Origin of the sequence: Streptomyces sp. NBC_01454 (assembly GCF_036227565.1) — a bacterium.
In the GTDB taxonomy this organism is placed as follows: Bacteria; Actinomycetota; Actinomycetes; order Streptomycetales; family Streptomycetaceae; genus Streptomyces.
Genome location: NZ_CP109461.1, coordinates 39,093 through 62,529 on the forward strand (window position 1 = coordinate 39,093; position 23,437 = coordinate 62,529).

28 protein-coding genes are annotated in these 23,437 nt (G+C 66.9%); 23 read left to right on the forward strand and 5 right to left on the reverse strand.

All coding sequences use genetic code 11. The annotated features are described in order from the left end of the window. The first annotated feature begins 29 nt into the window (after window positions 1-29). The 13 genes from OIU81_RS36870 (at window position 30) to OIU81_RS36930 (ending at window position 13,415) form a co-directional block, all read left to right on the forward strand. Window positions 30-1,715, forward strand: coding sequence for a hypothetical protein (locus tag OIU81_RS36870; protein ID WP_329142775.1), 1,686 nt, complete (start codon window positions 30-32; stop codon window positions 1,713-1,715). A gap of 176 nt (window positions 1,716-1,891) precedes the next feature. After that, window positions 1,892-3,802, forward strand: coding sequence for an AAA family ATPase (locus OIU81_RS36875; RefSeq protein ID WP_329142773.1), 1,911 nt, complete (start codon window positions 1,892-1,894; stop codon window positions 3,800-3,802). Window positions 3,803-3,958: 156 nt separating this feature from the next. Next, a complete protein-coding gene (locus tag OIU81_RS36880) occupies window positions 3,959-4,309 on the forward strand; it encodes a hypothetical protein (RefSeq protein WP_329142771.1) in 351 nt (116 codons plus the stop codon). After that, window positions 4,306-4,674 (forward strand): hypothetical protein, encoded by a 369-nt coding sequence (locus tag OIU81_RS36885; protein WP_329142769.1) that lies wholly within the window; start codon window positions 4,306-4,308, stop codon window positions 4,672-4,674. Before OIU81_RS36880 ends, OIU81_RS36885 begins: the two co-directional genes overlap by 4 nt. A 38-nt stretch (window positions 4,675-4,712) precedes the next feature. Further along, complete coding sequence (locus OIU81_RS36890; protein WP_329142767.1) at window positions 4,713-5,378, forward strand: hypothetical protein; 666 nt, start codon at window positions 4,713-4,715, stop codon at window positions 5,376-5,378. A gap of 455 nt (window positions 5,379-5,833) precedes the next feature. Then, complete coding sequence (locus OIU81_RS36895; protein ID WP_329142765.1) at window positions 5,834-8,632, forward strand: ATP-dependent helicase; 2,799 nt, start codon at window positions 5,834-5,836, stop codon at window positions 8,630-8,632. A 386-nt stretch (window positions 8,633-9,018) separates the two neighbouring features. After that, window positions 9,019-9,240 (forward strand): hypothetical protein, encoded by a 222-nt coding sequence (locus OIU81_RS36900; protein ID WP_329142763.1) that lies wholly within the window; start codon window positions 9,019-9,021, stop codon window positions 9,238-9,240. A gap of 24 nt (window positions 9,241-9,264) precedes the next feature. Continuing rightward, window positions 9,265-10,445 (forward strand): IS3 family transposase gene (locus OIU81_RS36905; RefSeq protein ID WP_329142510.1). Its coding sequence is split into 2 segments (ribosomal slippage): window positions 9,265-9,532 and window positions 9,532-10,445, totalling 1,182 coding nucleotides; the frame shifts between segments, so codons are not numbered across the junction. A gap of 252 nt (window positions 10,446-10,697) precedes the next feature. After that, the gene (locus OIU81_RS36910; protein ID WP_329142761.1) at window positions 10,698-11,027 is read left to right on the forward strand and encodes a hypothetical protein; all 330 of its coding nucleotides are present in this window, start codon (window positions 10,698-10,700) and stop codon (window positions 11,025-11,027) included. Then, window positions 11,024-11,725, forward strand: a complete 702-nt coding sequence (locus OIU81_RS36915; protein WP_329142758.1) for a hypothetical protein — start codon at window positions 11,024-11,026, stop codon at window positions 11,723-11,725. The genes OIU81_RS36910 and OIU81_RS36915 overlap by 4 nt, the downstream gene beginning before the upstream one ends. Continuing rightward, the gene (locus OIU81_RS36920; protein ID WP_329142756.1) at window positions 11,722-12,111 is read left to right on the forward strand and encodes a hypothetical protein; all 390 of its coding nucleotides are present in this window, start codon (window positions 11,722-11,724) and stop codon (window positions 12,109-12,111) included. Before OIU81_RS36915 ends, OIU81_RS36920 begins: the two co-directional genes overlap by 4 nt. A gap of 267 nt (window positions 12,112-12,378) precedes the next feature. Further along, window positions 12,379-12,729, forward strand: a complete 351-nt coding sequence (locus tag OIU81_RS36925) for a hypothetical protein (RefSeq protein ID WP_329142754.1) — start codon at window positions 12,379-12,381, stop codon at window positions 12,727-12,729. A 104-nt stretch (window positions 12,730-12,833) separates the two neighbouring features. Further along, window positions 12,834-13,415: a DUF262 domain-containing protein gene (locus OIU81_RS36930; protein WP_329142752.1), complete on the forward strand. Its 582-nt coding sequence runs from the start codon at window positions 12,834-12,836 to the stop codon at window positions 13,413-13,415. Between the two features lie 130 nt (window positions 13,416-13,545). On the opposite strand, the gene OIU81_RS36935 is transcribed toward OIU81_RS36930, so the two are convergent. Next, window positions 13,546-14,742 (reverse strand): IS110 family transposase, encoded by a 1,197-nt coding sequence (locus OIU81_RS36935; protein ID WP_329142155.1) that lies wholly within the window; start codon window positions 14,740-14,742, stop codon window positions 13,546-13,548. 261 nt (window positions 14,743-15,003) lie between these two features. Between OIU81_RS36935 and OIU81_RS36940 the strand changes: the two genes are divergently transcribed. The 4 genes from OIU81_RS36940 to OIU81_RS36955 all read left to right on the forward strand — a co-directional run bounded on the left by OIU81_RS36940 (window position 15,004) and on the right by OIU81_RS36955 (window position 17,166). Beyond that, complete coding sequence (locus tag OIU81_RS36940) at window positions 15,004-15,471, forward strand: hypothetical protein (protein WP_329142750.1); 468 nt, start codon at window positions 15,004-15,006, stop codon at window positions 15,469-15,471. Window positions 15,472-15,522: 51 nt separating this feature from the next. Further along, complete coding sequence (locus OIU81_RS36945; RefSeq protein WP_329142748.1) at window positions 15,523-15,771, forward strand: hypothetical protein; 249 nt, start codon at window positions 15,523-15,525, stop codon at window positions 15,769-15,771. Next, window positions 15,768-16,412 (forward strand): hypothetical protein, encoded by a 645-nt coding sequence (locus OIU81_RS36950; RefSeq protein ID WP_329142746.1) that lies wholly within the window; start codon window positions 15,768-15,770, stop codon window positions 16,410-16,412. The genes OIU81_RS36945 and OIU81_RS36950 overlap by 4 nt, the downstream gene beginning before the upstream one ends. A gap of 70 nt (window positions 16,413-16,482) precedes the next feature. Beyond that, window positions 16,483-17,166 (forward strand): hypothetical protein, encoded by a 684-nt coding sequence (locus tag OIU81_RS36955; protein WP_329142744.1) that lies wholly within the window; start codon window positions 16,483-16,485, stop codon window positions 17,164-17,166. 20 nt (window positions 17,167-17,186) lie between these two features. Here OIU81_RS36955 and OIU81_RS36960 read toward each other — a convergent pair whose 3' ends face one another. Beyond that, window positions 17,187-18,407: an IS110 family transposase gene (locus OIU81_RS36960; RefSeq protein WP_329142742.1), complete on the reverse strand. Its 1,221-nt coding sequence runs from the start codon at window positions 18,405-18,407 to the stop codon at window positions 17,187-17,189. A gap of 239 nt (window positions 18,408-18,646) precedes the next feature. Here OIU81_RS36960 and OIU81_RS36965 point away from each other — a divergent pair, with 239 nt between their 5' ends. The 6 genes from OIU81_RS36965 to OIU81_RS36990 all read left to right on the forward strand — a co-directional run bounded on the left by OIU81_RS36965 (window position 18,647) and on the right by OIU81_RS36990 (window position 21,647). Beyond that, window positions 18,647-19,219: a hypothetical protein gene (locus tag OIU81_RS36965; RefSeq protein ID WP_329142740.1), complete on the forward strand. Its 573-nt coding sequence runs from the start codon at window positions 18,647-18,649 to the stop codon at window positions 19,217-19,219. 102 nt (window positions 19,220-19,321) lie between these two features. Beyond that, entirely contained in the window at window positions 19,322-19,447 is a 126-nt protein-coding gene (locus OIU81_RS36970) for a hypothetical protein (RefSeq protein ID WP_329142738.1), read from the forward strand. 619 nt (window positions 19,448-20,066) lie between these two features. Continuing rightward, on the forward strand, window positions 20,067-20,459 hold the full coding sequence (locus OIU81_RS36975; RefSeq protein WP_329142736.1) for a hypothetical protein: 393 nt from the start codon (window positions 20,067-20,069) through the stop codon (window positions 20,457-20,459). Beyond that, window positions 20,452-20,964 carry a hypothetical protein gene (locus OIU81_RS36980; protein WP_329142734.1) on the forward strand — a complete coding sequence of 171 codons (513 nt, stop codon included), beginning with the start codon at window positions 20,452-20,454 and terminating at the stop codon, window positions 20,962-20,964. The genes OIU81_RS36975 and OIU81_RS36980 overlap by 8 nt, the downstream gene beginning before the upstream one ends. A 75-nt stretch (window positions 20,965-21,039) precedes the next feature. Further along, window positions 21,040-21,381, forward strand: a complete 342-nt coding sequence (locus tag OIU81_RS36985) for a hypothetical protein (protein WP_329142732.1) — start codon at window positions 21,040-21,042, stop codon at window positions 21,379-21,381. Between the two features lie 23 nt (window positions 21,382-21,404). After that, entirely contained in the window at window positions 21,405-21,647 is a 243-nt protein-coding gene (locus tag OIU81_RS36990) for a hypothetical protein (RefSeq protein ID WP_329142730.1), read from the forward strand. Window positions 21,648-22,071: 424 nt separating this feature from the next. Here the strand turns inward: OIU81_RS36990 and OIU81_RS36995 are convergent, their stop codons facing one another. The 3 genes from OIU81_RS36995 to OIU81_RS37005 all read right to left on the reverse strand — a co-directional run bounded on the left by OIU81_RS36995 (window position 22,072) and on the right by OIU81_RS37005 (window position 23,427). Further along, on the reverse strand, window positions 22,072-22,392 hold the full coding sequence (locus tag OIU81_RS36995) for a hypothetical protein (RefSeq protein WP_329142726.1): 321 nt from the start codon (window positions 22,390-22,392) through the stop codon (window positions 22,072-22,074). 137 nt (window positions 22,393-22,529) lie between these two features. Continuing rightward, window positions 22,530-22,928: an HU family DNA-binding protein gene (locus tag OIU81_RS37000; protein ID WP_329142724.1), complete on the reverse strand. Its 399-nt coding sequence runs from the start codon at window positions 22,926-22,928 to the stop codon at window positions 22,530-22,532. A 133-nt stretch (window positions 22,929-23,061) separates the two neighbouring features. Beyond that, complete coding sequence (locus tag OIU81_RS37005; protein ID WP_329142722.1) at window positions 23,062-23,427, reverse strand: hypothetical protein; 366 nt, start codon at window positions 23,425-23,427, stop codon at window positions 23,062-23,064. Window positions 23,428-23,437: the final 10 nt, after the last annotated feature.

Consider the following 23,437-nt stretch of genomic DNA (forward strand, 5'->3'; position numbering starts at 1 on the left):
GCCTTGTCCTCAGAAGGAGACCACGACACATGACGATCAACGTCACGAATCAGAAGCCGGCCGTGCTTGACGCACTGCACACCATCGCGTGCATCGGCGACTACGACCCGGTACCTGCGATCCAGCAGGTCCTCGTCGACCCGCTGCTGCAGCCGTTGAACCCCAACGCCCCGGCAAGCATCACCGACGCCCAGGGCGCGGATCTGACGGGGGGCATCTCGGACCTGATCATGAGCTGCTTCGACGACACGCTGAACGTGGGCAGCGAGCAGACCGTCAAGGAGTTGCTCGGGCAGACCCTGATCAGCTTCGACCAGGGCACGCCGCTGCCGGTCGCCGAGCTCTTCGCCGTCCAGGCCGGGCAGCAGAACAAGATGCCCGCGCCCTCCCCGCGGGTGCTCTACACGGCACAGGCTGACGTCCTCCCGGCCGCGAAGGCCCTGCTGGCGGGGACCGGCGGCGAGAGCGCTTTCTTCGCCTCGATCGCCTACACCTTCCACCCCGACACCCTCGGGTTCTGGTTCCAGTCCTCCGCGGCCTTCGACGACTTCAAGGTCTGGCTGTCCCAGAAGACGCAGACGATGGCCAGCGCGCTGCCGCCGGCCACCACCAAGTTGCTCAACGACTTCTCGGCCCTGTCCCTGAAGGGGCTCACCGAGTCGCTGCTGGTGCGCAAGGACGACTCTGACGCCAACGATGAGCACTCCTTCGCTCGCGTGCTCGTGCACATGCTCATGAACTACGTCGAGCAGCAGCGGGCCCAGGCCAGCCAGCAGAACACCACCCTGGACACCGGCGTCCTGCCGTTCACGGTCGGGGAGTTGTTCTGCCCGCGCTCCCTCGTCCTGGTCAACGTCGAGGCCCATGCCCGGGCCACCGCGGCGAAGATCACGGGGGAGTGGAACCTCATCAAACAGTCGCTGGCTTCGCCGGTGAAGGTCGTCTCGAACACGTCGCTGTCCAAGCTCACGTCACTGCCACGGGCAGCCGCCCGGGCTGCCGCCCTGGGAGCTAAGCAGCAACCGGGCCAGCCTGGCAGCCGTAGCGCCCAGGTGGCATTTCGCAAGCAGCCGCCGAGCAAGCTCGACCTGCTCAAGGACATCACCCGTGTGCTGCGCCGGATGGGCAAGGTCAACAAGTCGCAGAACATCTTCCGCACGACGAAGGCGACCTTCCTCAAGGCCAACCGCCGGGACCCGGACGACTGCAACAAGCCCGGCCGGATCACCTCGTTGCAGTACATGCCCGACCTGCACATCTACATCGACACCTCCGGTTCGATCTCCGAGGAGAACTACCAGGAGGCGGTCATGATGCTCATCCGGATCGCCAAGAAGCTCAACATCAACCTGTACTTCAACTCGTTCAGCCACTTCCTGTCCCAGGAGGTGATGCTGCGCACGGAGAACAAGTCGACGGCTCAAATCTGGAAGGAGTTCCGCAGGATCCCGAAGGTGTCGGGCGGAACGGAGTACACGCAGATCTGGCAGTACATCAACGCCAGCCGCGTGCGCCAGCGCAGGCTCTCACTCATGGTCACCGACTTCGACTGGCTGCCGCCGTCCACACGTCAGGACCACCCGAAGAACCTGTACTACGCACCGTGCTCCGCCATGGACTGGTCGTTCATGGTTGACCTGGCAAAACGCTACGCCGACTCGATGCAGCACATCGATCCAAGCATCCGGCAGAGGCTCCTCGGCATGGTGGTCTGACCCTGCTGCCCCAAGGACCGCCAAGAGCGGTGCCGTGCAACCAACTCACCTGGCCAGCACCGCTCTTGGCGACCCCTGCCTTTCTCTCTCACTCATCCATATCCCTGCTCGGGACACCGTGGCGCATCCACCCAGCGCGCCACCACGCCGAGCGACCCGCACCGAAGGAGGACCCGGTGGGTCTCAGCAACTTCACACCCGGCGGCTCCGACGACGACGACAAGGGCAACGGCGGCGGTGGCAGCTTCCCTCCGCAGTTCCCGCCCATGGGGCTGCCGTCCAGCGGTGGCAGCGCCGACGACGTCAAGGAGCTCCTCGTCGACTACAACGAGAAGTTCAAGAACGCCGATCCGACCATGTTCCGTGACACGCTCATCGGGCAGGTCCTCTCGGTCGTCATCAGCAAGACCAAGCCCAACGCTCTGCTGGTCGGTTCCGCCGGCGTCGGCAAGACGAAGATCGTCGAGGACATCGCCCGGCGCATCGCGCTCGGCGACGCCCTCATTCCCGACCAGCTCAAGGACTACACGATCTACGAGCTGCCCATCACCAACATCATCGCCGGGACAGGCATCGTCGGCTCGCTGGAGGAGAAGGTCCAGGCGATCGTCGAGTTCGCCTCGGACCCCAAGAACAAGGCCATCCTGTTCATGGACGAGATCCACCAGATCACCGGAGGGTCCGGCAGCCATGGCGACGCCGTCGGCCGCAAGATCTCGCAGATCCTCAAGCCGGCTCTTGCCCGCGGCGACATGTCTGTCATCGGCGCGACCACCAGCACCGAGTCTCGGGCATTCGACGAGGACCCGGCCTTCGCCCGCCGCTTCACCCGGCTCATCGTCGACGAGCTGAGCGTGGAACAGACGCTGGCCGTGATGACCGCGGTCCGGCCCGGCCTCATGGCGCACTACCGTCACCAGATCGGGGTCTCCGACGACGTCCTGGCCTCGGTGGTGCAGATCGCCGAAGCGAACTCGAGGGCCGGCCAGCACCGGCCGGACAACGCCATCACGCTGCTCGACCGCGCGATGGCTGATCGGGTCCTGGAGCAGAAGAAGCTCATCGTCCAGGCCGAGAACGCCGGCAACACGGTACTCGCGCAGACCTTGCGGTCCATCCCGCAGGTGCCGCTGACGAGCACCCGTGTGCTCGATGTGGCCAAGCGCCTGATGACCGGAAACGCCCAGCGCAAGGACCTCGACGTCGCCGCGCTGAGCGCCACGCTCACCAGCCGCCTGCAGGGCCAGGACGACGTACTCGCCAAGCTCACGGACCGTCTGGCCCGCGAAGAGCTCGACCTGTTCCCGACGAAGACGCCCACGACGTGGCTGTTCGCCGGGGCCTCGGGTGTGGGTAAGACCGAGGCGGTCAAGATCATCGCTCAGGAGACAACCGGCACCGAGCCGATCATCCTCAACATGACCGAGTTCCACACCCCGTCGGCCATCGCCAAGATCGTCGGGGCACCTCCCGGGTACGTGGGTTCGGACTCCAACCAGGAACTCCCTTTCGACACGCTGGAGTCCAACCCCCACCGGATGATCCTGCTCGACGAGTTCGAGAAGGCCGACAAGGCCGTGCAGCGCCTGTTCCTCTCGGCGTTCGACGAAGGCTACATCCGCAACGCCCATGGCAAGATGCTGGACTTCTCCAAGGCCCTGGTCATCTGCACGACCAACGCCGCCCGTGATTCGCTCGACGGCAAGATGATCGGCTTCGGCAACAACCCGAAGACCATCTCGAACCAGAGCCTCAACAAGGCACTGGAGCAGTTCTTCGACGCCGAGCTGCTGGGCCGGTTCTCACTGGTCGTGGGGTTCAACCCCATCGACCGGCAGACCTACCGGCAGATCATGGCCGCCGACTACGAGCGGCAGCGTGAGCGGATCGTCGAGGCCAAGCCGCGGATGGCCCAGGCGCTGCCCGTGTCGATGCCCGACGACGAGCTGCGCGCCATTGAAGCGACCACCTACGTGGACTCCCAGGGTGCGCGGCCGGCGCGCAAGGCTGTTCGCACCTGGATCGAGGACTACCTGCTCGCTGCCCAGACCGGCGGCACAGCCTCGGCATCCCTGTCGGATGACTGAGCAGCCGTCCACATCGCACCGAGCGCCCTTGTTCCGGATGTTCCGGAACAGGAGCGCTTGCGGGTTGCAGTCCCGTCAGGAGCACCACCACCTCGCTCAAACACCCACCGGCCGGCGCCACCACGGCGCTGCCGGCCCGTACCCAAGGAGTTTCACGTGCGCGTTGGCACTGCCCTCGACCTGGGCGGCGGTGATATCGACGGCGCCGAGCCCACTGTCGAGTTCGCCTGGGAGATCGGAGCGCTGCCGCTGCCGCGCGGCGGTGAACGCATCGCCTTCGGCGAGCTGTTCACCGTGGTCCGCTCGGTGCAGTACCTCTGCCCGGACGCCGACTACATCGCTTCCCGGGAGGTGAAGATCGACCCCGTGACGGTGGAACTGCGTCTGGCGCTGCCGAAGGCGTCCAGGGAGGCCGGGTTCACGCTGCCGGAGCTACGCGCGATCCTCGCCGGGTGGCCGTGCGTGAGCGAGCTGTACGTCCCCGGCGTCGAGCGGAGGACGGCATGAGCGGCCACCTGCCCACGGACGCCGCGCTCGCCGGGCTCCGGCTCGCCCCCCGCGCGCGGCACGTACCCGCCTGGATGTACGTCCAGGACGCCGGACCCGGCCTGGTGAGCTTCGTCGGCGCCAGCCGCGTAACCCCGCAGGCCGGAGCGCACCCGCTTCGGTACGGCAGCGAGCGCACGCACCAGATGATCGTCGGGGAGTTCGTGCTGCGGCCCCACTACGCGCTGGCCACCGACGCGCTGATCGGCACGGGCCTGGGCGGTATCGCCGGCCGCGGCTTCCACGACCTCGACGGCCTGCTGGACAACGGCGAGCTCCTCTTCGACCCCTACGGCCGCTACCCGGGCACCGCCCCGCAGAGCTGACGCCGAATCCCCCCGAACACGCCCCTTTGAGGATTCCCATGGTGACCACCACACCCTCCGCCCTGTCCACGGCCCCCGGCGACGCCGGGCCCTGCGACGTCGCCGACGTCCTGGCCGCGCTGGCCGGTGCCGCCGCCGACCCCTTCGACCGCTGGGACCATGCCCGCGCCGAGCAGGTCCTTCAGCTGGCCGGCTGGCTCCAGTGCGCCACCGCGTGGCGCACCCAGGATCTCCACGAACCCCCGGGCGTGCCCGGGCCCGCCCACGGCGGCGTGGTCCACGGGCTGATCACCGCCTACCAAGGGATGCTCGCGCGTCAGCGCGCCGAGATCGCGGTCTTCATGTACGCCGACGGGACACTGAAGGGCAAGGGTTACAACGACTACGACGCGGTCTTCGACCAGCACGTCGAGGAGACCGTTCAGATGCTCGGCACCGTGATGGCGGTGCTCGCCGGGGAGTACGGCCGTCCCGGCGACGAGCCTCGCCCGCACCCCGATCCGCAAGGCGACGCCCCGTCCGGCCCCACCGGCGCGCCCCGCCGGACGGCGTATCTCGCCCCCACGCTCTCATTGCTCAGAAAGGGGGACAGCCATGTCCACCATGCTCCCCGAACCGCTGCTCCAGGAGCACCGAAAGCGAGCCATGGAGCTCTCTTTCGCGGCCCGGGCGAACCTCACCACCCATGTCCGGAGCACCGATGAACTCCGCGAACTGGGCCTCATGCTCGGCCTGATGGAGGTCGATCCCGGGGGGTCCCTCGTCGCGGCCTGTCCCTGGGATCTCGATGCCGGCGATGCTGCCGTCGATGGTCCCGACCGGCGCTCGGACTCGACCTCGAAGTGAGATGAGCTGCCGCTGATGAACGACCGCGCGCCTGGGTAGCGCGCGGTGTCCGGGGCGTGGCTTCGCCACATACCCCGGATTCAGGGGCCTAACGGCCCCTGACGGGTGGGTTGAGAGGAACACGGGCGGGGCTCGTCAGCTGACGAGAGCCCCGCCCGTGTTCGTACCTGCGCCCATGACCCAGCCCTGTCGCTGCGCTTTTCGCTCGCCTTCGAGCATTCGGCTGACTATTCAACCTTGTCGGAATTGCTATGCGACATGATTTATGCCCTCTCTCAACCCGCCTCTCGATCCACTGGAGAAAGGCAACGACATGCCTGTCCTGCTTGATGACCTCGACCTCTCGGCCAATGCCGTTGCTCAGAAGGCCGTCGACCCGAAGTTCTTCTCCTCGAAGCTCACCGGCAACGGCAAGAAGATCGGCCTGCTCAACGAATCTCTGCTGCCGGTCAACACTGCCACCAACACCGCCTACGCGATGGCCACCGATATTGAGGTCAAGCAGAGCTCGACGCAGCACGACATCACCACGACATCGATCCCGCTCGCACCGATCACGCGCCGCGCTCTGAACGCGGGCGGGTCCTTCACCTTGCCGAGTCCGCACGCCGACGACCGCTTCGCTGTCGACACCTCGGCCAGCCGATTCGACGACTGGGACGTCGCCTTCGACATGACCCCGCAGGCGCTCGTGTTCTACGAGGACAAGTCCGGCGGCAAGTCCACGCGCGACCTCGTCATCCAGTACCGGATGGAGTTGTACTTCTTCAAGAAGGGGCTCCCAGAGCCCGAGTACGCAACCGCCGTCTCGCGCTCGGTCGGCTACGGCAACCACGACGCCGCCGTCTTCCTGCAGTGGGACACCAGCCCGCTGGAGAACTCCCGTGACTACGTCCAGGACGTGCTCACATCCGCCGGCCTGACGGCCTCCAACCTCGGCGATGAGTTCGACGAGTGGATGCGGCAGTACTCGATCTACGAGCGCATCACGCGCCTGGCCCAGATATGGGACTCCGAGGCGATTGCCGACGAGGTCTGCCGCTACATCCAGGAAATGCCCGCGGGCCCGACGGAGCAGCAGCTGAACATGCTCGCCGTCCAGCTGCGCTACCTGGAGAACTACAACGTCCCGCTGGAGGCCTATCGCCAGATCCACAAGCAGCTGGATGCGACCTTCTCCGACCGGATTGCCACGAAGCTGTCGAAGCAGAACCTCAGCCTGCTGATGAACCACACGCTCGACCACCTGGAGCAGATGAAGCCTCAGCTGGTCGTGCCAGCGCAGCCGGCCACGCCTCCGGCGCTGCCGGCCCACCTGTCCAAGCAGCAGCGCGACGCGTTCACCACGCACGAGCCGCTGGTGATGACGCAGGCGGGAGCCGGCACCGGCAAGTCGACCGTGATCCTCGAACGCATCAAGTACCTCGAAGCCTGCGGCGTCCCCGCCTCGGACATCACGGTGCTCTCGTTCACCAACGCCGCAGCCGACAACATCACGGAAAAGAACCCCAACGTCGGCTCGATGACGATCGCGAAGATGATCATCGACATCTACTCGATGAACCACCCGACCCACAAGGTCTCGGCCATCGACACAATCATCAACTCGATCGACATCTTCTACCCGAGCAGCCAGTTCGCCGCGCAGTTCCGCTCGCGCCTGCTGGAGGTCGACCAGAACAAGACCGGTGCGTTCACCGCGCTGAACACCTTCGTCGAGAGCCACTTCGACGAGGTGATCGCCCTGCTCGACCGCATCGAGCAGACGTCGCTGGAGCTGCAGATCATCATCTGCTACCAGAAGATCGACGACATGGCCGAGCCGGCCCACGTGCAGTCGAAGTACCTCATCATCGACGAGGTGCAGGACAACAGCGTGTTTGAGTTCATCTACGTGCTGAAGTACATCACCAAGCACGCTCAGTCCCTGTTCATCGTCGGAGATGCCTCGCAGACGCTGTACGAGTTCCGCTCAGCGAACCCACGCGCGCTCAACACGCTGGAAGGCTCGGGGGTCTTCGCGACCTTCAAGCTCACGACGAACTACCGGAGCAACCAGGAGATCCTGGACTTCGCGAACGTCGTGCTCGGGGGGCTGGAGACCAACCAGTTCGCCAACATCCAGCTGCAGGCGAACTCGCTCGCCATGCCCACGGCCGACTCGTTCCAGGAGAAGGTCACCCTGGAGTACCGCGAGGTGGCCAGACTCACCGGGTTCGTCACCCAGGACCTGCAGGCGATCGTGCGCAACACGGTCATCCCCGACTACGTGGACAAGTGCCTGGACCGGGGCGAGCAGGTGGCCTTCCTGGCCTACTCGCGCCGCGAGGTGTCCTTGATCCAGGATGTGCTCGAAAAGCGCTACCCGGACCGCCACGTCGCCTCTCTGGTCAGCGATCGCGTCTACGCCACGGACATCTTCTCGAAGTACATCAAGTTCTTCTGGAACGACGTCCTACAGGCACCGCCGGCCAGCGCCGCATTCGTGGTCTCCCAGGGGATCAAGGACAACATGGACAAGCTGACAAAGAACGCTGCCAACGCCAACGTTGAGAAGGCGATCCTGCGCACGATCTCCGAGTGGTGGATCGAGAACAGCGCGACCATCAACGGCTGGGTCGCGCTCTGCCACCAGGGCACGCTCACACACAAGGCGTTCTTCGATCGGCTGCGCGACAACCTGCTCTCCTTCGAGATTCAGCGGAACCAGCAGAAGCTGAATATCAACAAGCAGAGGAACCAGGAGCGCAAGCGGAAGAACCTCGAGTCCAAGGCCGACCTGGTCGTTTCGACGATCCACGGTGCCAAGGGTCTCGAATTCGACAACGCTGTCGTCCTCTACAGGGAGGACACGAAGATGACCCAAGACGCCAAGCGGATGTTCTACGTCGCCTTCACTCGTGCCATGAAGAGCCAGTACGTACTCGGCTACGGCACCGTGAAGAACCCGCCGATCCAGAGCAGTTACGAGCAGATCGTGACGGCTCTGACCGAACGCGACAAGAGGAACTCCGCTCGCGCCCTCGGCATCGATCCGGACCTCCTGGACGACAACGACAGCGCTGCTCCCGGCAGCGCCGACGACCGCTCCGCGGTCACCGCGGCCGTCTGACCAACCGCCGCCACCTCATGCCGCAGGGGCGGGTGTTCTCGACGAACGAGACATCCGCCCCTGCGATCTTCCACACGTCACGCCCCTGAATGACGCAGCCCGACGGGGCATGCCGTGATGACGTCTGGTACAGGGTGACTCCGACGAGTTTTCCCCCGGCCCGCCGGCCACCTACGACCGGATCATCTGCCAACAGGACCGGATCGTCTTCCGACCACGACGAGTCGCCCGAGCAGCGGCTGAGCTGCCTGCGAGAGTTGCCAGCACAACGGCCGAAAGGCCCCATGCCCGGCAGATGGCGGTGCTCCAGCCCCAAGAAATCTGCAGGCGCCAAGCACCGACGCACGTGCGTGATCGGTAAATCCCGCCCCACCTCAGGAAAGGCGATGCATTCCCACATAGATGACCTGCTCGACCCCGCTCTTCTCGCGCGATGCCTCGACGCCGACTGCATCCGCGAGCAGACCCACGCCACCCTGCCGCTGCGTATCTTCAACTACGCGGAGAAGGCCGTGTTCGAGCGGGAGTGGAACGAGGTCACCCGGCCATGCCGGGGGCTGGTCGGGCGTTTCCCCTTGAGCGTGGACACCCTGATCATTGGATCGTGATGATCCATAGGACAGGAGTTCCCGTTGGGGACGTCGAAGTACTCGCCTGAGTTCCGGGCCGATGCCGTCGCGCTGTATCACTCGAGCCCGGGTGGGACGTACGCGTCGGTGGCCAAGGACCTGGGCGTCAACCACGAGACGCTCCGCACGTGGGTGCGGGATGCCGAGCAGGCCGCCCGGCCCGGGGCGGTGGAGGCCACCGCGATGGAGAAGGAGAACCGGCAGCTGAGGGCGCGGGTGAAGGAACTCGAGCTCGAGCGGGAGATCCTGCGGAGGGCCGCGAAGTATTTTGCGGCGGAGACCAGTTGGTGAGCAGCCGCTTCCAGTTCGTCGAGGATCACCGTGGCGCCTTCGGCGTCAAGCGGCTGTGCCGGATACTCGCGGTCTCGCGTTCCGGCTTCTACCGGTGGCTGGCCGGCGCATCCGCGCGGGCCAGCCGGGCGAGGGCGGATGCCGAGCTCGCCGAGCGCATCAACCGGATCCATCAGGAATCGGACGGCACCTATGGGGTTCCGCGCGTCACCGCCGAGCTGAAGGAGGCCGGGAAGCCGGTCAATCACAAGCGGGTCGAGCGCGTCATGCGCAAGTTCCACATCGTCGGGCTGCACCTGCGCAAGAAGGTCCGCACCACCATTCCCGAGCCGTCGGCGACACCGGTGCCGGACCTGCTCCAGCGGGACTTTGCTGCCCCGGTGCCGAACACCAAGTACGTGGGCGACATCACCTATCTCCCGATCGGCAACGGCCAATTCCTTTATCTGGCAACGGTGTTGGACCTGTGCTCGAAACGCCTGACGGGCTGGTCGATCGCCGACCACATGCGGACCTCGCTGGTCACCGACGCGCTCAGGGCCGCAGCGAGGGCCCGCGGCGGGGACGGCCTGCGCGGGGCGATATTTCACAGCGACAACGGGGCGCAATATGTGTCGAAGGAGTTCGCCCAGGTCTGCTCGGAGCTGGGCGTGACCAGATCGCGAGGCACGGTCGGCACAAGTGCGGACAACGCCGCCGCGGAGAGTCTGAACGCGACCATGAAGCGCGAAACGCTCCAGGGCCGCAAGCGGTGGAACGGGGCCAGTGAGGCCCGCCCCGCGGTCTTCCGCTGGGCGACCCGCTACAACACCCGCCGACGGCACTCCCGCCTCGGCCAGATCAGCCCGATCACCTACGAACAGCGATCAACTACGCTGGCCACCGCCGCATGACAACCGGTGTCCACGATCACGGGGAAGGCCCCGACTGACCCGTGCAGCACACCACCACCCACCCGCTCGCCGGCCAGACCGTCACCGTCGCCCCGGCCGCCGCGCTCTTCAGCTACGCCGGCACCGAACCGATCGAGTTCCGCGTCGATGTGCCTGGCTGAAACCTTTGATGCGCTCGAGCGGCACCCCTGGGCCCCGTGTGCATCGGCCCGAGCGGCCATATCTCCATCCCCGACGTCTTCGGAGGCACCGATGGCCACTGACCGTACGTACTACTCCGGCCCCCACCTGATGTGCGGGTTCTGTGACCTGCCCCGTGAGGTGCTGACTGCTGAGACGGCCCTGTCCTACCCGGACCTGGGTGAGGCGCACGAGATGGGCAGCCCGCTCTGCTGCGACAGGGCGGCGGACGCGTGGCGTGCTGCTCGACGCACCGCGATCCGTGTGGACCGGGTCGCGACGGGGTGGCGCGTGCACTGGCGCGAGGGCGACCGCAGACGGGCCCGGACGTGGAACAGCCGGGACAGCCGACGGGTTGCCGTCGAGTTCGCGCAGTACATCGCCAAGGGCGGTGCCGCATGAGTCGCCGTCCGACACAGGATCCGAAGATCGACCCGGAGCGCGTTGGTGAGATCCACCCTGCCTTCGGCGTCGCGGTCGTGACACGGCGGAGCGGCGGTGGTCGTTCGCTGTTCCAGTCCGACCTGCTCCACAACGAGACCATCTCGCTCTCCGTTCGCAAGGCCGTGCGCAAGCGCGACCTCAACCACGACTGGGTCCATCCGGGCCAAGAACTCGTCGAGATCGAGATGAGCCTCGCCCAGTGGGGCTCGCTCGTGTCCTCCATGGGTCTCGACAGCGGCGTGCCGGTGACCATCCGGCGTACCGAGCACGACGCCTTCGTGCCCGAGATCCCTCATCAGCCCCGCACCGCCGAGAGCTTGCGGGAGGTCCGCGAGGTCACCAACCGGATGTACACCCGAGTCAAGGCCGCCACTGTGGCGCTGCACGAAGCGATCCACGAGAAGAAGGGCGTGAAGGCCACCAAGGACGCACTCTGTGCGCTCGAGAAGGCCGTCGCCGGTGCGGGCAGCAACGCCCAGTTCACCATCGACTCGCTCGTGGAGACCGGCGAGAAGGTTGTCGCCCAGGCCCGCGCCTATGTCTCGTACTGGTCCGAGCGGAACGGCGAGACCTTCGGCCCCACCCGGACCACCAACGGCGACGCCAAGCCGGGCACCGTCGGCCGCGCCATCTGGGACGCGGTGAACGCGGGATGACCACCGCCGAGCGCCTCATCGCGCGTCTCCGGGAGGCTGGCCTCGACCTCCCGGAAGGCTCGCGCCTCGTCCGCGTCTACCCCAGCCGCGCCATGCGCAACGAAGGCGCTTGGTCCTGGTCCGCCTTCGGGCCCGGCGGCCGTGAACTCCAGCTCGGCTCGCAGTACCCCATGGCCGAACTCCTCGCAGCCGAGAAACTCGACACGATGCAGGTCATGTCCGGAGCAGTCGGTTCGGACACCGAGGTCTTCCCGGCCAAGGCTTGCCAGCGCTGCCAGGGGACAGCAGTCACGGCGTGCCGCATCTGCCGCGCCCCGTTGTGCAGCCACTGCTTCACGGATCACCACCACGAGGGCTACGGCGCACCCGCCACCGAGTCCCGGTAGCCCCATCTCGCCTGGCCCTTCGGGGCCGGGCCGCACATCGGCCTTCGGCGCCGTCGGAGTCCTACGAGGCTGGCGGGTTCGACTCCCGCCCGGCGCGCTCACCGCATCCGCACTGTCCGAGGGGGACCCTGATGCGCACCGCCATCCGCCGCACGGTCGCCGCCGCTCTCACCACCAGCCGACACCTCCGCTACACGGCTCTCTCCGGCGAGGTCGGGCCCTCGCCACCACGGACCTCGAACTCGCCGCTTGATCAAGGAGATTCCAATGTCTGTCAACTTCTACGCGTTCGGCCCGTTCGTAGGCGGCGACGCCTCCGGCGAGGGCCTGCACATCGGGCAGTACGCCTCGGTTCACCGCTTCCTGTTCCGAGCCCACCCCGAGATGGGACTCATCAGCCGCGCGGCGTGGGCGGAGTTCATTCGCCGACCCGGCGTCTCCATCAAGGCCGAGCACGGCCGGGACATCACCGTCGAGGAGATGGAGGAGACGTGGCTGCGACGGCAGGACTCGCGCGGCTGGCCGCTCAAGACCCGCCATTCGCACCGCGCCTACCCCCGGTCCGGAGGTCTGGTCGACGCCGAGGGCTGCGAGCTGTACGACGGCGAGTTCTGCTGATCCAGGCCCTCGCATGCCGCCCCAAGCCCCTCCCGCCCTCTCTACCCCGAAGGAGCCCGCCGTGAGTCGCCAGACCGCCCAGCCGCTGGAGCACCTGAGCCTCAATGCCGCTGGAGCACCTGAGCCTCAATGCCGCTGACCGACAGATCAAGGAACTCGCCCGCAGCTTCCGAGTGTCGTTCGGCCTTGACCTCAACCCGCCGTATCAGCGCGGCCTGGTCTGGAGCGGCGACCAGAAAGTCTCCTTGATCCGCTCGTGGCTGACTGGCACCCCGACCGGCGTCGTCATCCTCAACGACCGGTCCACCATCGAGTGGAAGCAGGCCAACGGCTACGACCCGGTCGACCGCGACGAGCCGATGTATGCCTGCATCGACGGCCAGCAGCGCATCAGCACAGCCTGCGAGTGGTTTGACGACAAGCTCGTGGTACCTGCCAGTTGGTTCGCCCCTGAGGATGTCGAGGCCGCCGTGGATACGGACGACGGCCCTTACGTCCGGCACTCCGGGCTCACCCTTCCAAGGCGCCGACACTTCGCGAACCGAGCCCAGTTGACAGTGGCGGTCGCCCGGGTAGCCACGGTCGAGGAGGAGGCGGTGATCTACCTCTTGGTGAACGGCGGTGGCACACCGCAGACCGACGCTGACATGGCCAACGCTGCCCGTATCGCCCGGGGTGCCGAGTAGTCGCCCCGGTCCCGCTCTTCCCGGAGCCGTCGATACGGGAGCTGGCCTGAGAGGACCGGGATTACTTCAACGACCTGTACGACCTGGACCCCGACGACTACGACGACGCCGAAGCTTCCTAATGAAGTTGTCAAGCCGCTGTAGCCACTGGGGGTGCGACCTCGTAGCACCGTCGGTCACGGATCAGGGCCCACAGGACGTTGACGCGGCGGCGGGCGAGGGCGAGCACGGCTTGGACGTGCTTCTTTCCCTCGGCGCGTTTGCGGTCGTAGAACTTCCGCGAGTTGGGGTCGCAGCGGACGCTGACGAGCGCGGAGGTGTAGAAGACGCGCTGGAGTCTTCGGTGGTAGGCGACCGGCCGGTGGAGGTTGCCGCTGACCTTGCCCGAGTCGCGAGGCGCGGGCGCAACGCCGGCGAAGGCCGCCAGGGCGTCCGGAGAGTCGAAGTCGTCCAGGCTGCCGCCGACAGCGGCGAGGAATTCCGCTCCCAGCACGGCACCGATGCCGGGGACGCTCTGGACTATGTCGGCGAGTTCGTGCTCGCGAAACCGGCCCTCGATGAGCTTGTCCATCTCGGAGATCTGCTCGTTGAGGGTCATCACCTCCCCGGCCAGGGTGTGGACCAGCTTGGCTATGGTCTTCTCCCCGGGGATGGCGGTGTGCTGCCGCTCTGCTGCCTCAACGGCTGCTTCGGCCAGGGATCTTGCGTTGCGGACGGTGCGGTTGGCCAGCCACTTGGTCAGCCGTGTGACCCCGGCGCGGCGGATCGAGGCCGGACTCTGGTACCCCGTCAGCAGCTTGAGCGGGCCGGTGTTGGTCACGTCCAGGGCCCGTTCCAGGGCGGGGAACATGCTCAGCAGGGTGCCGCGCAGGCGGTTCACGGTGCGGGTGCGGTCCTCGACCAGGTCGGCGCGGCGTCCGGTCAGCAGCTTCAGCTCGATGGCGGCTTCGTCGCCGGGGCGGATGGGCCGCAGGTCGCGGCGCATCCTGGCCTGGTCGGCGATCACGTAGGCGTCGCGGGCGTCGGTCTTGCCCTCGCCGCGGTAGCCGTCGGAGGCCCGGTTCACCAGCCGGCCGGGCATGTACAGGATCTCCTGGCCGTGGTTGACCAGCAGGGCCAGCAGCAGTGCGGGTTCTCCGCCGGTCATGTCGATGGCCCAGGTGACCTGACGCCCGTCGGCCAGGTCGAGGACGTCACCGAGCAGTTTCAGCAGCTCGGGCTCGTCGTTGGCGACCCGCCGCGACAGCAGTGTTTTGCCGTCGGTGTCCAAGGCGAGGCCGTGGTGGTGGCCCTTGCCGCTGTCGATCCCCGCCCATATCCGGCTCATCGTGCTCCTGACGTTCGTGTTCGTACTGTTCGTGCCACGGACGACTTCGCCGGCATTGCTCTACGCAGCGACTTGTTCGCACTTCCTAATCGGCGGCCGAGTCGTCGTGGGGTGCCGGGCGGCGAAGCCTCGCAAGCCACAAGGTGGCAGCCGCCTGACAGCCACACCCAGCACCCCTGGGCGACCCAACCCTACGAATGGCTCGATCAACCCGATCAAGAAGGTAGAGCCGCCTGAACCACCCACCGATTGGAGACCCCCGTGTCCGAGTTCCATCCCACCCGTAGTTGCCCGCACCGCCTGTGCCGGCCGCTGCACGGCGTGAGCGCGATAGCCGGCCTCGTGGCAGTCATGGCCATCGTCCGAGTGCAGCCACTGGAGATCATCCTGTTCGCTGCCCTGGCCGTGATCGGCGTGGCCACCTACCAGCTGGTCCACAAGCAGTCGGTGGTCTCGACCGCCCTCGAGGAGGCCGAGGCCGAGACCACGGGTAAGCCGCTGAAGGTTCATGTCTGCCCAGGCTGGGCGACTGTGGCCATTGCGTTCGATGCCCTGTTCATGGCGATGGCTCTGCTTCTGGTCGCCGCCGTGTTCACAGACCGCAGCGGCGGCTCGGATTTCGTGCCGAGCGCTGATGTCGCGGGCTACATGTCGATCGGTGTCGGCGTGGCCTTGATGGCGGCCAAGGAGATCGCCCACCGCCGCGCCGCACATGTCACCAACGCATAAGCCCCGCGCGCGCCCCGGTCTGGGACGGGCCACCCACCCCGAGGAGAAGCAGTGAGCACCGAGTTGAAGCAGGCAGAGAAGGCGGTGACTGAGGCGCGCCACGCGATCCACGAGACCCTGATCCGTCTTCCTGGTTGGGCCGCCGACGCCGCGCGCGAGGAACTCGACCGGTTTGAGCGGGCCGTCCGCCGGCGCGACGCCGAGGTGGTGCGCAGCGAGGGCCACCACTGGTCCGGCCAGCCCGCCCGAGCCCTGCTCGCCATGGCCGACCGGCTCGACCCCGACGAGGAGCAGCGATGAGCACCCATGACGCCCTCGCCGCGCATCTGGGCTGGATCCCGTTCCGCCACCGGCCGGACTGCGTCAAGCCGGTCTGGGAGATCGACCAGCAGACCGAATCCGACCAGTGGCGCGACCGGCGCGGCGGCCCCGAGCACTCGTGCCCCAACGAGGACTGCGGCCACCACAACCACTACGACAAGGTCACCGTGCGGGTGCTGTGTCGCTCCTGCGGAACGGTGCGCCTGATCAGCGGCGAAGAGCACACCAGCCAGACGACCACCACGGCGAGCACCGGCTACGGGCAAACCCCCAAGCGCGTGGGTGGGCCGTGGCTCTACCCCGGCCCACCGTTGCTGGACTTCATGGACGCCGGGCCCAGCGTCTACCTGTGCTCGCTTCAGAAGGTCGACCGGCTGACCGAGAAGGACATCGTCGGCGGTATCAGCGAAGGCCGGGACCCGCGCGGCGGGACGATCTGGAGCGCGGGCGCACTCCCCACGTTCGAGCCGTCCGTGACCGGCCGGGCGCCGCGCTACCCGACCTGGGTGAAGGTCAGCGGCGACAAGAAGTTCACGAGCGTCGCCGCGGCGGCGAAGTGGGTGAAGGCGCAGATCGACGCTGCCGCCGCGACCGAGACCAAGGAGGACCAGAACCAGTGAACACCAACCAGATCGACGGCACGGCCGTCGGCGGCACGTACTTCGAGGACCGGATCACTGAGGCCTCCCGATGACGGACCGAGAGGATGGCCTCACCGAGCAGCAGGAGAAGCGGCGAATCTTCTGGACCCAGCGCATGGGTAACCGCGACAACCCGGTGGTGAACTGGCTGGTGGCCCGGCCGGTACCGGTGCACGTGGCGGGCGAGCGAGTCTCCGTCCGTCGCTTGGCGCCTGCCTTCCGGGACTGGGTGGAGAAGGGGCGTGCCCTGCGCGATGACGTTCTCCGGCACGCGCGCCGTTACCCCCAGCTGCTCGACCCGGAGGAGACGGCCGCGGCCACCACGGCAGAGATCGGGCATCTGGCGGTACTCGCCCGTGACGCCCAGCGTGCCGAACGAACCCACCGCCGTACCGAGTACGGCCGCCAGACCGCCTTCGGCGGAAACTTCTTCGCCCGCCGGGACGCCCAAATCATGGGGGACAGCCGGGCTTGGTCAGGTGCCTACCACAGCCCGGTGGCCCGCGCCCTGCTCGCCCAGGCAGCCGCCCGGCTCGACGCCCTTGAGGCCCTAGCCGAGTCCTACCGGAAGCTCGCCGACGAGCGCCCCGCTCTGGACGATGCCGCCGTGGGAATGCTGGCCCGCGCTGAGGTGGCCGCCGACGACCGCCCCGGTGCCGACCTTGCGGAACGTGCCGCCCAGCTCCGGGCCCTGCTTGCCCCCGAGGCCGGGCCTGTTCTGGAGGAGGACTGATGAGTTTCCTGAGTCAACCTCTATGCAGCCAAGGGCTCCTCGGCGACTGCGTTGATCTTCCCGTTGGCTTGGTGGATTACGGGGTCGTAGCAGGTGCCGTCGCGCCAGCAGGCCCACATCACGCGGAGCCAGGAACGGGCCAGGATCCGGATGGCGTGGGGGTGTCGCTTCTGGCGGGCGCGGGCGTCGTTGTAGATCTTGGCGGCCCATTCGCTGTCGTGTCGGCTGTTGTCGGCGAACTGGGTCAGTGCCAGGCGGGCTCTGCGATTGGTCGCGAAGCGGAAGGCGACCGAGCGGGACTTGCCCGAAGCGCGGGTGACGGGGACGACGCCGGCTTCGGCGATGAACTGTTCGCAGCTCTGGGCGCGTTCCAGGAGCGGGCCGACCTCGCCGATGATCTGGCCGAGGTTGACCTTGCCGATGCGCGGCATCGTCGCGAACAGCGGTGCGTAGGGGTGCGTTTCGACTGCGTCGGCGATGCTCTTGTCGAGCAGACGGATCGTCGTGCGTATGCCCTGCACGAGCTGGACCTGGACGCGGACCAGCTGCTCGACGACGGCCTCGCTGAGGCGCGAGGCTGCGGCCGGGGCCGCACGCAGGCGCTCGATGAGGACGCTGCCGGGCTGGCGTCCGGAGTAGCCACGCCGTTTGCACCAGGCTTCCAGTCGTCCGACGGTGAGCTTGGTGGCAGAGGCCGGGGTCGGGTAGCGCTCCAGGAACGCCATCGCGATGTCGCTGTCGAGGTTGGCGAACAGCGCCTTGCCGCCGGGCCAGTGCATGTCCAGCAGCGCGGCGAGCTGGTTGACCGCGGCGACCTTGGCCTCGACGTGGTCGGCGCGCTGGCGGGTGAGGGCCTGCATGTCCATGGTGGCCTGCTCGGTGGGTTCCAGGCGGGGCAGCAGATGGCCGTCGGTACGGAGGTAATCGGCGAGCTTCATACTGTCGCCCGCGTCGGTCTTGGCCTTGGAGGCGCCCCAGCGCGCCCGCATGGCGTGGAAGGCGTTCGGGTGCACCGGCACCACCGGGTGACCGGCCGCCAGCAGCCGGTCCACGGCCAGGCCACGGGTGGTCTCGATCATCACCGGCAGATCGGCCGGGACACCGTGCTTCCCCATCCTGGCCAGGGTCTTGGCGAACCCCTCCTCGGTGTGGGCGAACTCCCACCGGTCGACGCGCTTGCCGGAGGCGTCCATGACGGTCACGTCATGGGTCTCGGTCGCCCAGTCCCATCCGATAAACACGAAAGAAGTACTCCTGTGGCTCTGACGAAGCACCTGCTCGGGGGTGAGGACGTCTGCCGGGAGCTCATTAATCGGCCCTCTGCGGGGCGTGTCCCTGAAGCCGATCAGACGGCCTCGGTCCGATGGGGCCGGCGGAACTCATGCTGGCCGTCGAACGGCTCGCCGCACTGGCCGTGCACCCACCGGGACCGAGAGGTCACAACCCTACCGAAAAGGGCTGCAGAAGGGATGGTCCTCTAATGAGCGCCCGTCCCCGCCGTCCGTGGCGCGTCGTCCTCGACAGTCCGACCGGCTCCAGCCCGGAGGCCGAGTTCACCAGCGAGGCCAAGACCTACGAGTACGTCCGTGCCGAGCTGCGGAAGGCGGAGGCCGGCGAGACGAAGACGAACGCGATCCGCATCAACCAGTGGTCCGACGGCCGCTGGTGGCACTTCGAGACGATCAAGCCGGGGGGAGCTGTCATGAGCGCCGCCACGGACAAGTACGCCGGGCATCACGAGCACTGCTACATCCGTGAAGGGCAGCACTGCTCGTGTGGACGGCGGATCGCTGGCGTCTACCCCGACCGCCCAGAAGGGGGAGCCCCGATGACCGCTCGTCGACCTTCCAAGCCGTGGCGCATCGTCATCGGTGGGCCCTGCGGCCCTGCCTATTACCCGCACCGCTCCGAGGCCGCCACGCAGAACGCTGTCGCGGATCACAAGGCGACGACTGAAGCGAACCGGATCGTCGTCGAGAAGTGGTCTGCCGGGCAGTGGGTCGAGTGGCTGCGCTGGGTCCGCGACGGCGACGGCAACTGGAACGCGGAGTAGGACGGCTGTGGCCATCCGTCCCGAGCCCACCCCGGCCCGCCGTGACCCGCGGCGGGCCCACACCACAAGGAGCAGCAGTGACCGAAGCAGGTGTCCACTGTCGTGCAGACCGAGCTGGACCGGCTGCGCGCCCTCGAGGCCCGCATCCGCGTCCTCCTCGACCGAGGGGCCGACATCACCTGGACCGAGCTCCGCGACGCATACGGCGGCGCCAAGGAGCGGCCGTGATCGGCGTCCGACGCGCCGTGGCCCGCGCGGCCAGCGAACGCAGGCAGCGAGTGGCGTTGAAGCGGTCTACCAGATGCCAGCCTTCGGGGGGACTTCAAACCGCACAACCGGCCGCCGGCCGACGAGAACCCCGAGGAGCACTGACCCCAGCGCCCAGGGGATAACACCCACTGGACCCTGGCGCTGTCCCACGGCCGACGGTGGCTGCGGCTACCAGACCCCGTGATACCTGCGGACCGAGGAAGCTGCCAGGCAGACGCACGAGGCATTGCAACGAGACCGGCTGATCGACTGCGGAACACCACCTCCGACCAGAATTGCGGCGCCTGCGAAACCTGCGTCAAGGCCGGGGCCGAACGCCACAACGACTGCTGACCCAACCTCGGCTGCGCCCCACTGTCCGACACGGCGGAGCGCACCCGTCCGACATGGCGAGTACGCCCAGGCCCGTGCCTTCCGGCTCCACATCATGCGGAACCGGGACACGGGCCCCTCCTCCTCTTGCCTGTCCCGCCGCGCATAGACGAGGCGAACCGCCATTCGGCACCCTTATCGACTCGACGAACGCAGTCGTATGCAAGGCAATGACAAGTCATTCACAACTTACTAGAGTGAATCTATGACTCACAACGACAGCACGCCCGACGCCGGCGTTCCGAAGTTCTCCGTCAATGTCGCCCCAACCAACCAGGTCACGCACAAGCACCTCAGTGCGCTGCTGAGCCGATATCGCCGCGGTGAGGTCGAGCCGCTGGTCTTCGGTGACAACAACAATCCCGAAGCCGCAATTATCCCGTTCGCCGCGTTGGTGCGCCTCATGAAGTACGACCACGCGAACCACGTCCACGAGGAGACCGCCTTTCAGGCCGAGCTCTCCCGCCGCATCCAGGAGTCCGACGCCTCCGACGAGGCGAGCATGACCATCGAAGAGCTCGCCGAAAGCCTCGGCCCGCTCGGTCAGCAGTGGGCGGATGAGCATCGTGCTGCCCAGCAGGAGAAGCGTGATGAGTGAGCGTCAGCCTCCCATCCGCCTCCTGCCGACGGCCGGTCTCAAGCAGGACCTCCAGACGCTCCACGACGCCGCGGTGATGCACCCTCATGGACCGGAGGACCGGCTCCTGCGGGTGGCTCTCAACCAGCTGGGCCGGATCCAGCAGGGCGCGCCGAGCACACACCCGCTGGAGTACATGCCCAGTTATCCCGACCTCTCCGATTGCGAGACCACCTACGTTGGTGCAGATCCGCATGCAAAGCCCTCGCACCGGATCGTCTGGCGGGAACGCGCACCTCGGCGCCCGGGTGATTCCATCACCTGCGAGATCATCGCCCTGGGCGAGCGTGCGAACGGGCAGGCCTACTACATGGCCGGCCAGCGCCTCGGCCGTCCCGTGGGCTTCACTCTCGCCGAGCTGGCCGCGCAGCGCGAGCCGATCGCGAGGGACTCGCGATCCCGGCAGCGCTCGATCCGTAACTTCCATGCGCCATCCTCGGGCGAACCTGACCTGCAGTTCGACTGACCTACGATCCGCCATTCTTCTGACCATTGAGGGCTTCTCATAGAATGGAAGAAATAGCGATTCGATAAGAGCGAGATGGTGACGATGTACGACTACGGGCCAGTGGCTCAGGCGATTGCTCCTGATGTCGAACTCCAGTCCAGCGCAGCCATGGGACGCCGCCGGCGGATCAGTCCTCGTTCCGTCCTCTTCGTACGGCGCGGCACCGGACTGGCGATCGCCCTCGGCATGGCCTACGGAATCTTCCACGTCATCTTCCGCACTGAGGTGCTCACCCCCGCGCTGGCCTACGTCGGACCCGTCAAGGACTTCATCGGCTGGGTGGTCGAGGGCCCGGGGCGGGCCTGGATTGCGCTGGCGGCCCTCGTCATCCCGCACATCGGGTTGTACTACCTGCTCTTCGAGGACCGGAAGTAAGACGGGGCGTCATGTTCAGGACCATGTTCAAGAGCGCTCGTGCCATCATCGCTCTCGGTCTGATCGGCGGCGTCAGTCTGGCGGTCATCGTCGGATGGGTCACCGGCTTCTTCGCCTCGATCGCGAGCACCGTCGCCGGCCTGTGGAACGACTTCATGGGCTGGGTCAACTCGCTGCTGGGGTGGGAGCACCTTCTCGCCGGGGCTGGCGTGCTCATCGTCCCGGTCATCGTGCTCGTGCTGATCTTTGCCATCGCCGACGGCTGAGCCTCGCAACTGGGCTCGTCCCGCCATAAAGAGAACCCCCGTGATGCCTGCATCACGGGGGTTCTCTTTTTCTGCTGGCCCCTCGTTGCCTACGATGCGGCCCGTAGCTCACGATCCTCAATGACGTTCTCGAACTCGTCGGCATCCTCGACCATCCCGTAGGTCTCCGGTGGGATCTCGTCCTCGTGAGCCGAAGCACGGTAGGTGTCACCTGCGGCGTCGGCTGACCTGCGGCTTCGACCGGGCGAAGCACGATGTTTGTCACCGGGACGGCACGCTGTCTGTCACCAGCAGTGCGCAAAGCAGAATCGGTGTCATCGGGCTCCGGCGCTCCGCCAATCGTCTGAGCTGCCCGGCAGCCCCGACGACGAGAAGCTGTGTCAGAACCCGTGCGCCGGGCTCTGACGGAAGTCGCTCCAACCGGTCACAGACCGGCGACGTCCCCGGCCCTCTTCAGCACGGAGTCGAGCGTGTCCACCACGGCGTCGTGTCGCCTCGCGCGCGCCGCCCGGTCCGCCGGCACCAGCCGCGCGGCGGCCTGCACGGCACAGGCGTCTGGGTCGCCGAAGGCAGTCCGCGGGTGCTCTGCCGTATCCGCGCAGTGCGTCGTGACATCCTTGACCGCCTGGAGCACGACTGCCCGGTCCACGCCCGGCTGCATGGCCAGCCGTACCTGGAAACGCGCCATCCACTTTTCGCGGTCCTTCTCCCTCGCCGCGTCCGTCCTCTGGTCCTTCTTCGCCATGTGCTCTCCCGGGTGATCGGCAGCCGTCCGTCATGGCGTTGGACGCCAAGGGCATCGAAGCGGGTTGCGGAAGCGAGAATCTGATGAGTTTCAGGCGACTGCCGGGAGCTGCACGAGCTCCACCGGCCGGTCCACTGTCACAAGACGTCAAGGATCACGGGTTCTGGCACAGCTTCCAGCCCCGCGCGCCCCGTCCGGAAGTCCTGGTGACAACAGCCTGCCTTGGTGACAGCTCTCGTGCTTCGGCTCACCTCGCCGCCGAGCCGGCGGTTGAAGCTGCTCGATGCGGAGAACTTCAGCACCACGTAGTCGTCGACGTTGCTCTTGCCGAAGCGCACCTTGTGGCCCTTGTGGTCCTGTCGGTAGAAGCGGCCGAAGCTCGTGAGCACAACCGCCTCTCCGCAGCTGACCGCGCCCGTGAGTTCACCGAGCAGCGACTCGTACACCTTGTTCACCACTCGGACCGACAACTCGCTGCGAGTCGCGACCCGCGAGATGAACTCGCGCTTACTGACACGCGGATTCGTCGTCTCCATGCCTACACCCTGTCCTATCGTCCTTCAAGCCGCGGTTTCGCTTAGAAACCAGTCTATCGAAGATAGTCATGAGTCGAGAAGGGGCGCCGGGCTTATTGAGTGCCGTTCGCTACGCTTGTCGTGGCCCATTCGGCTAGAGCTCCAGGTCCGGCTCGATCTCCTCCCGGTCGTCCTTGGGCTCGTAGTCGACCGACTCGATGATGTTCCGCGTGTTCGGATCGCGGCGCTGGTTCACGACCTTGTCGTGGGACTCCTCGAGCCGCTGCTGCGCCGCCACGCGGTGGGCCGCATCGAGCTTCGCACCGATGTTGCGCTCCCCGAACTCCATCATCGAGCCCAGCAACGACTTCGCGCCCTGCTTGATCGCGCTGACGCTCGGCTCGTTCTGCGCCCGCTGCTGCTCCCATCGGCTCCGGTCCTCCGGCGTGACGTAGCCGAACATCCGCGCGAAACGCGATCCGAACCTGACTTGTTGTCCCTCATCCTGTTCCTGGCTCATGACCCTTCCT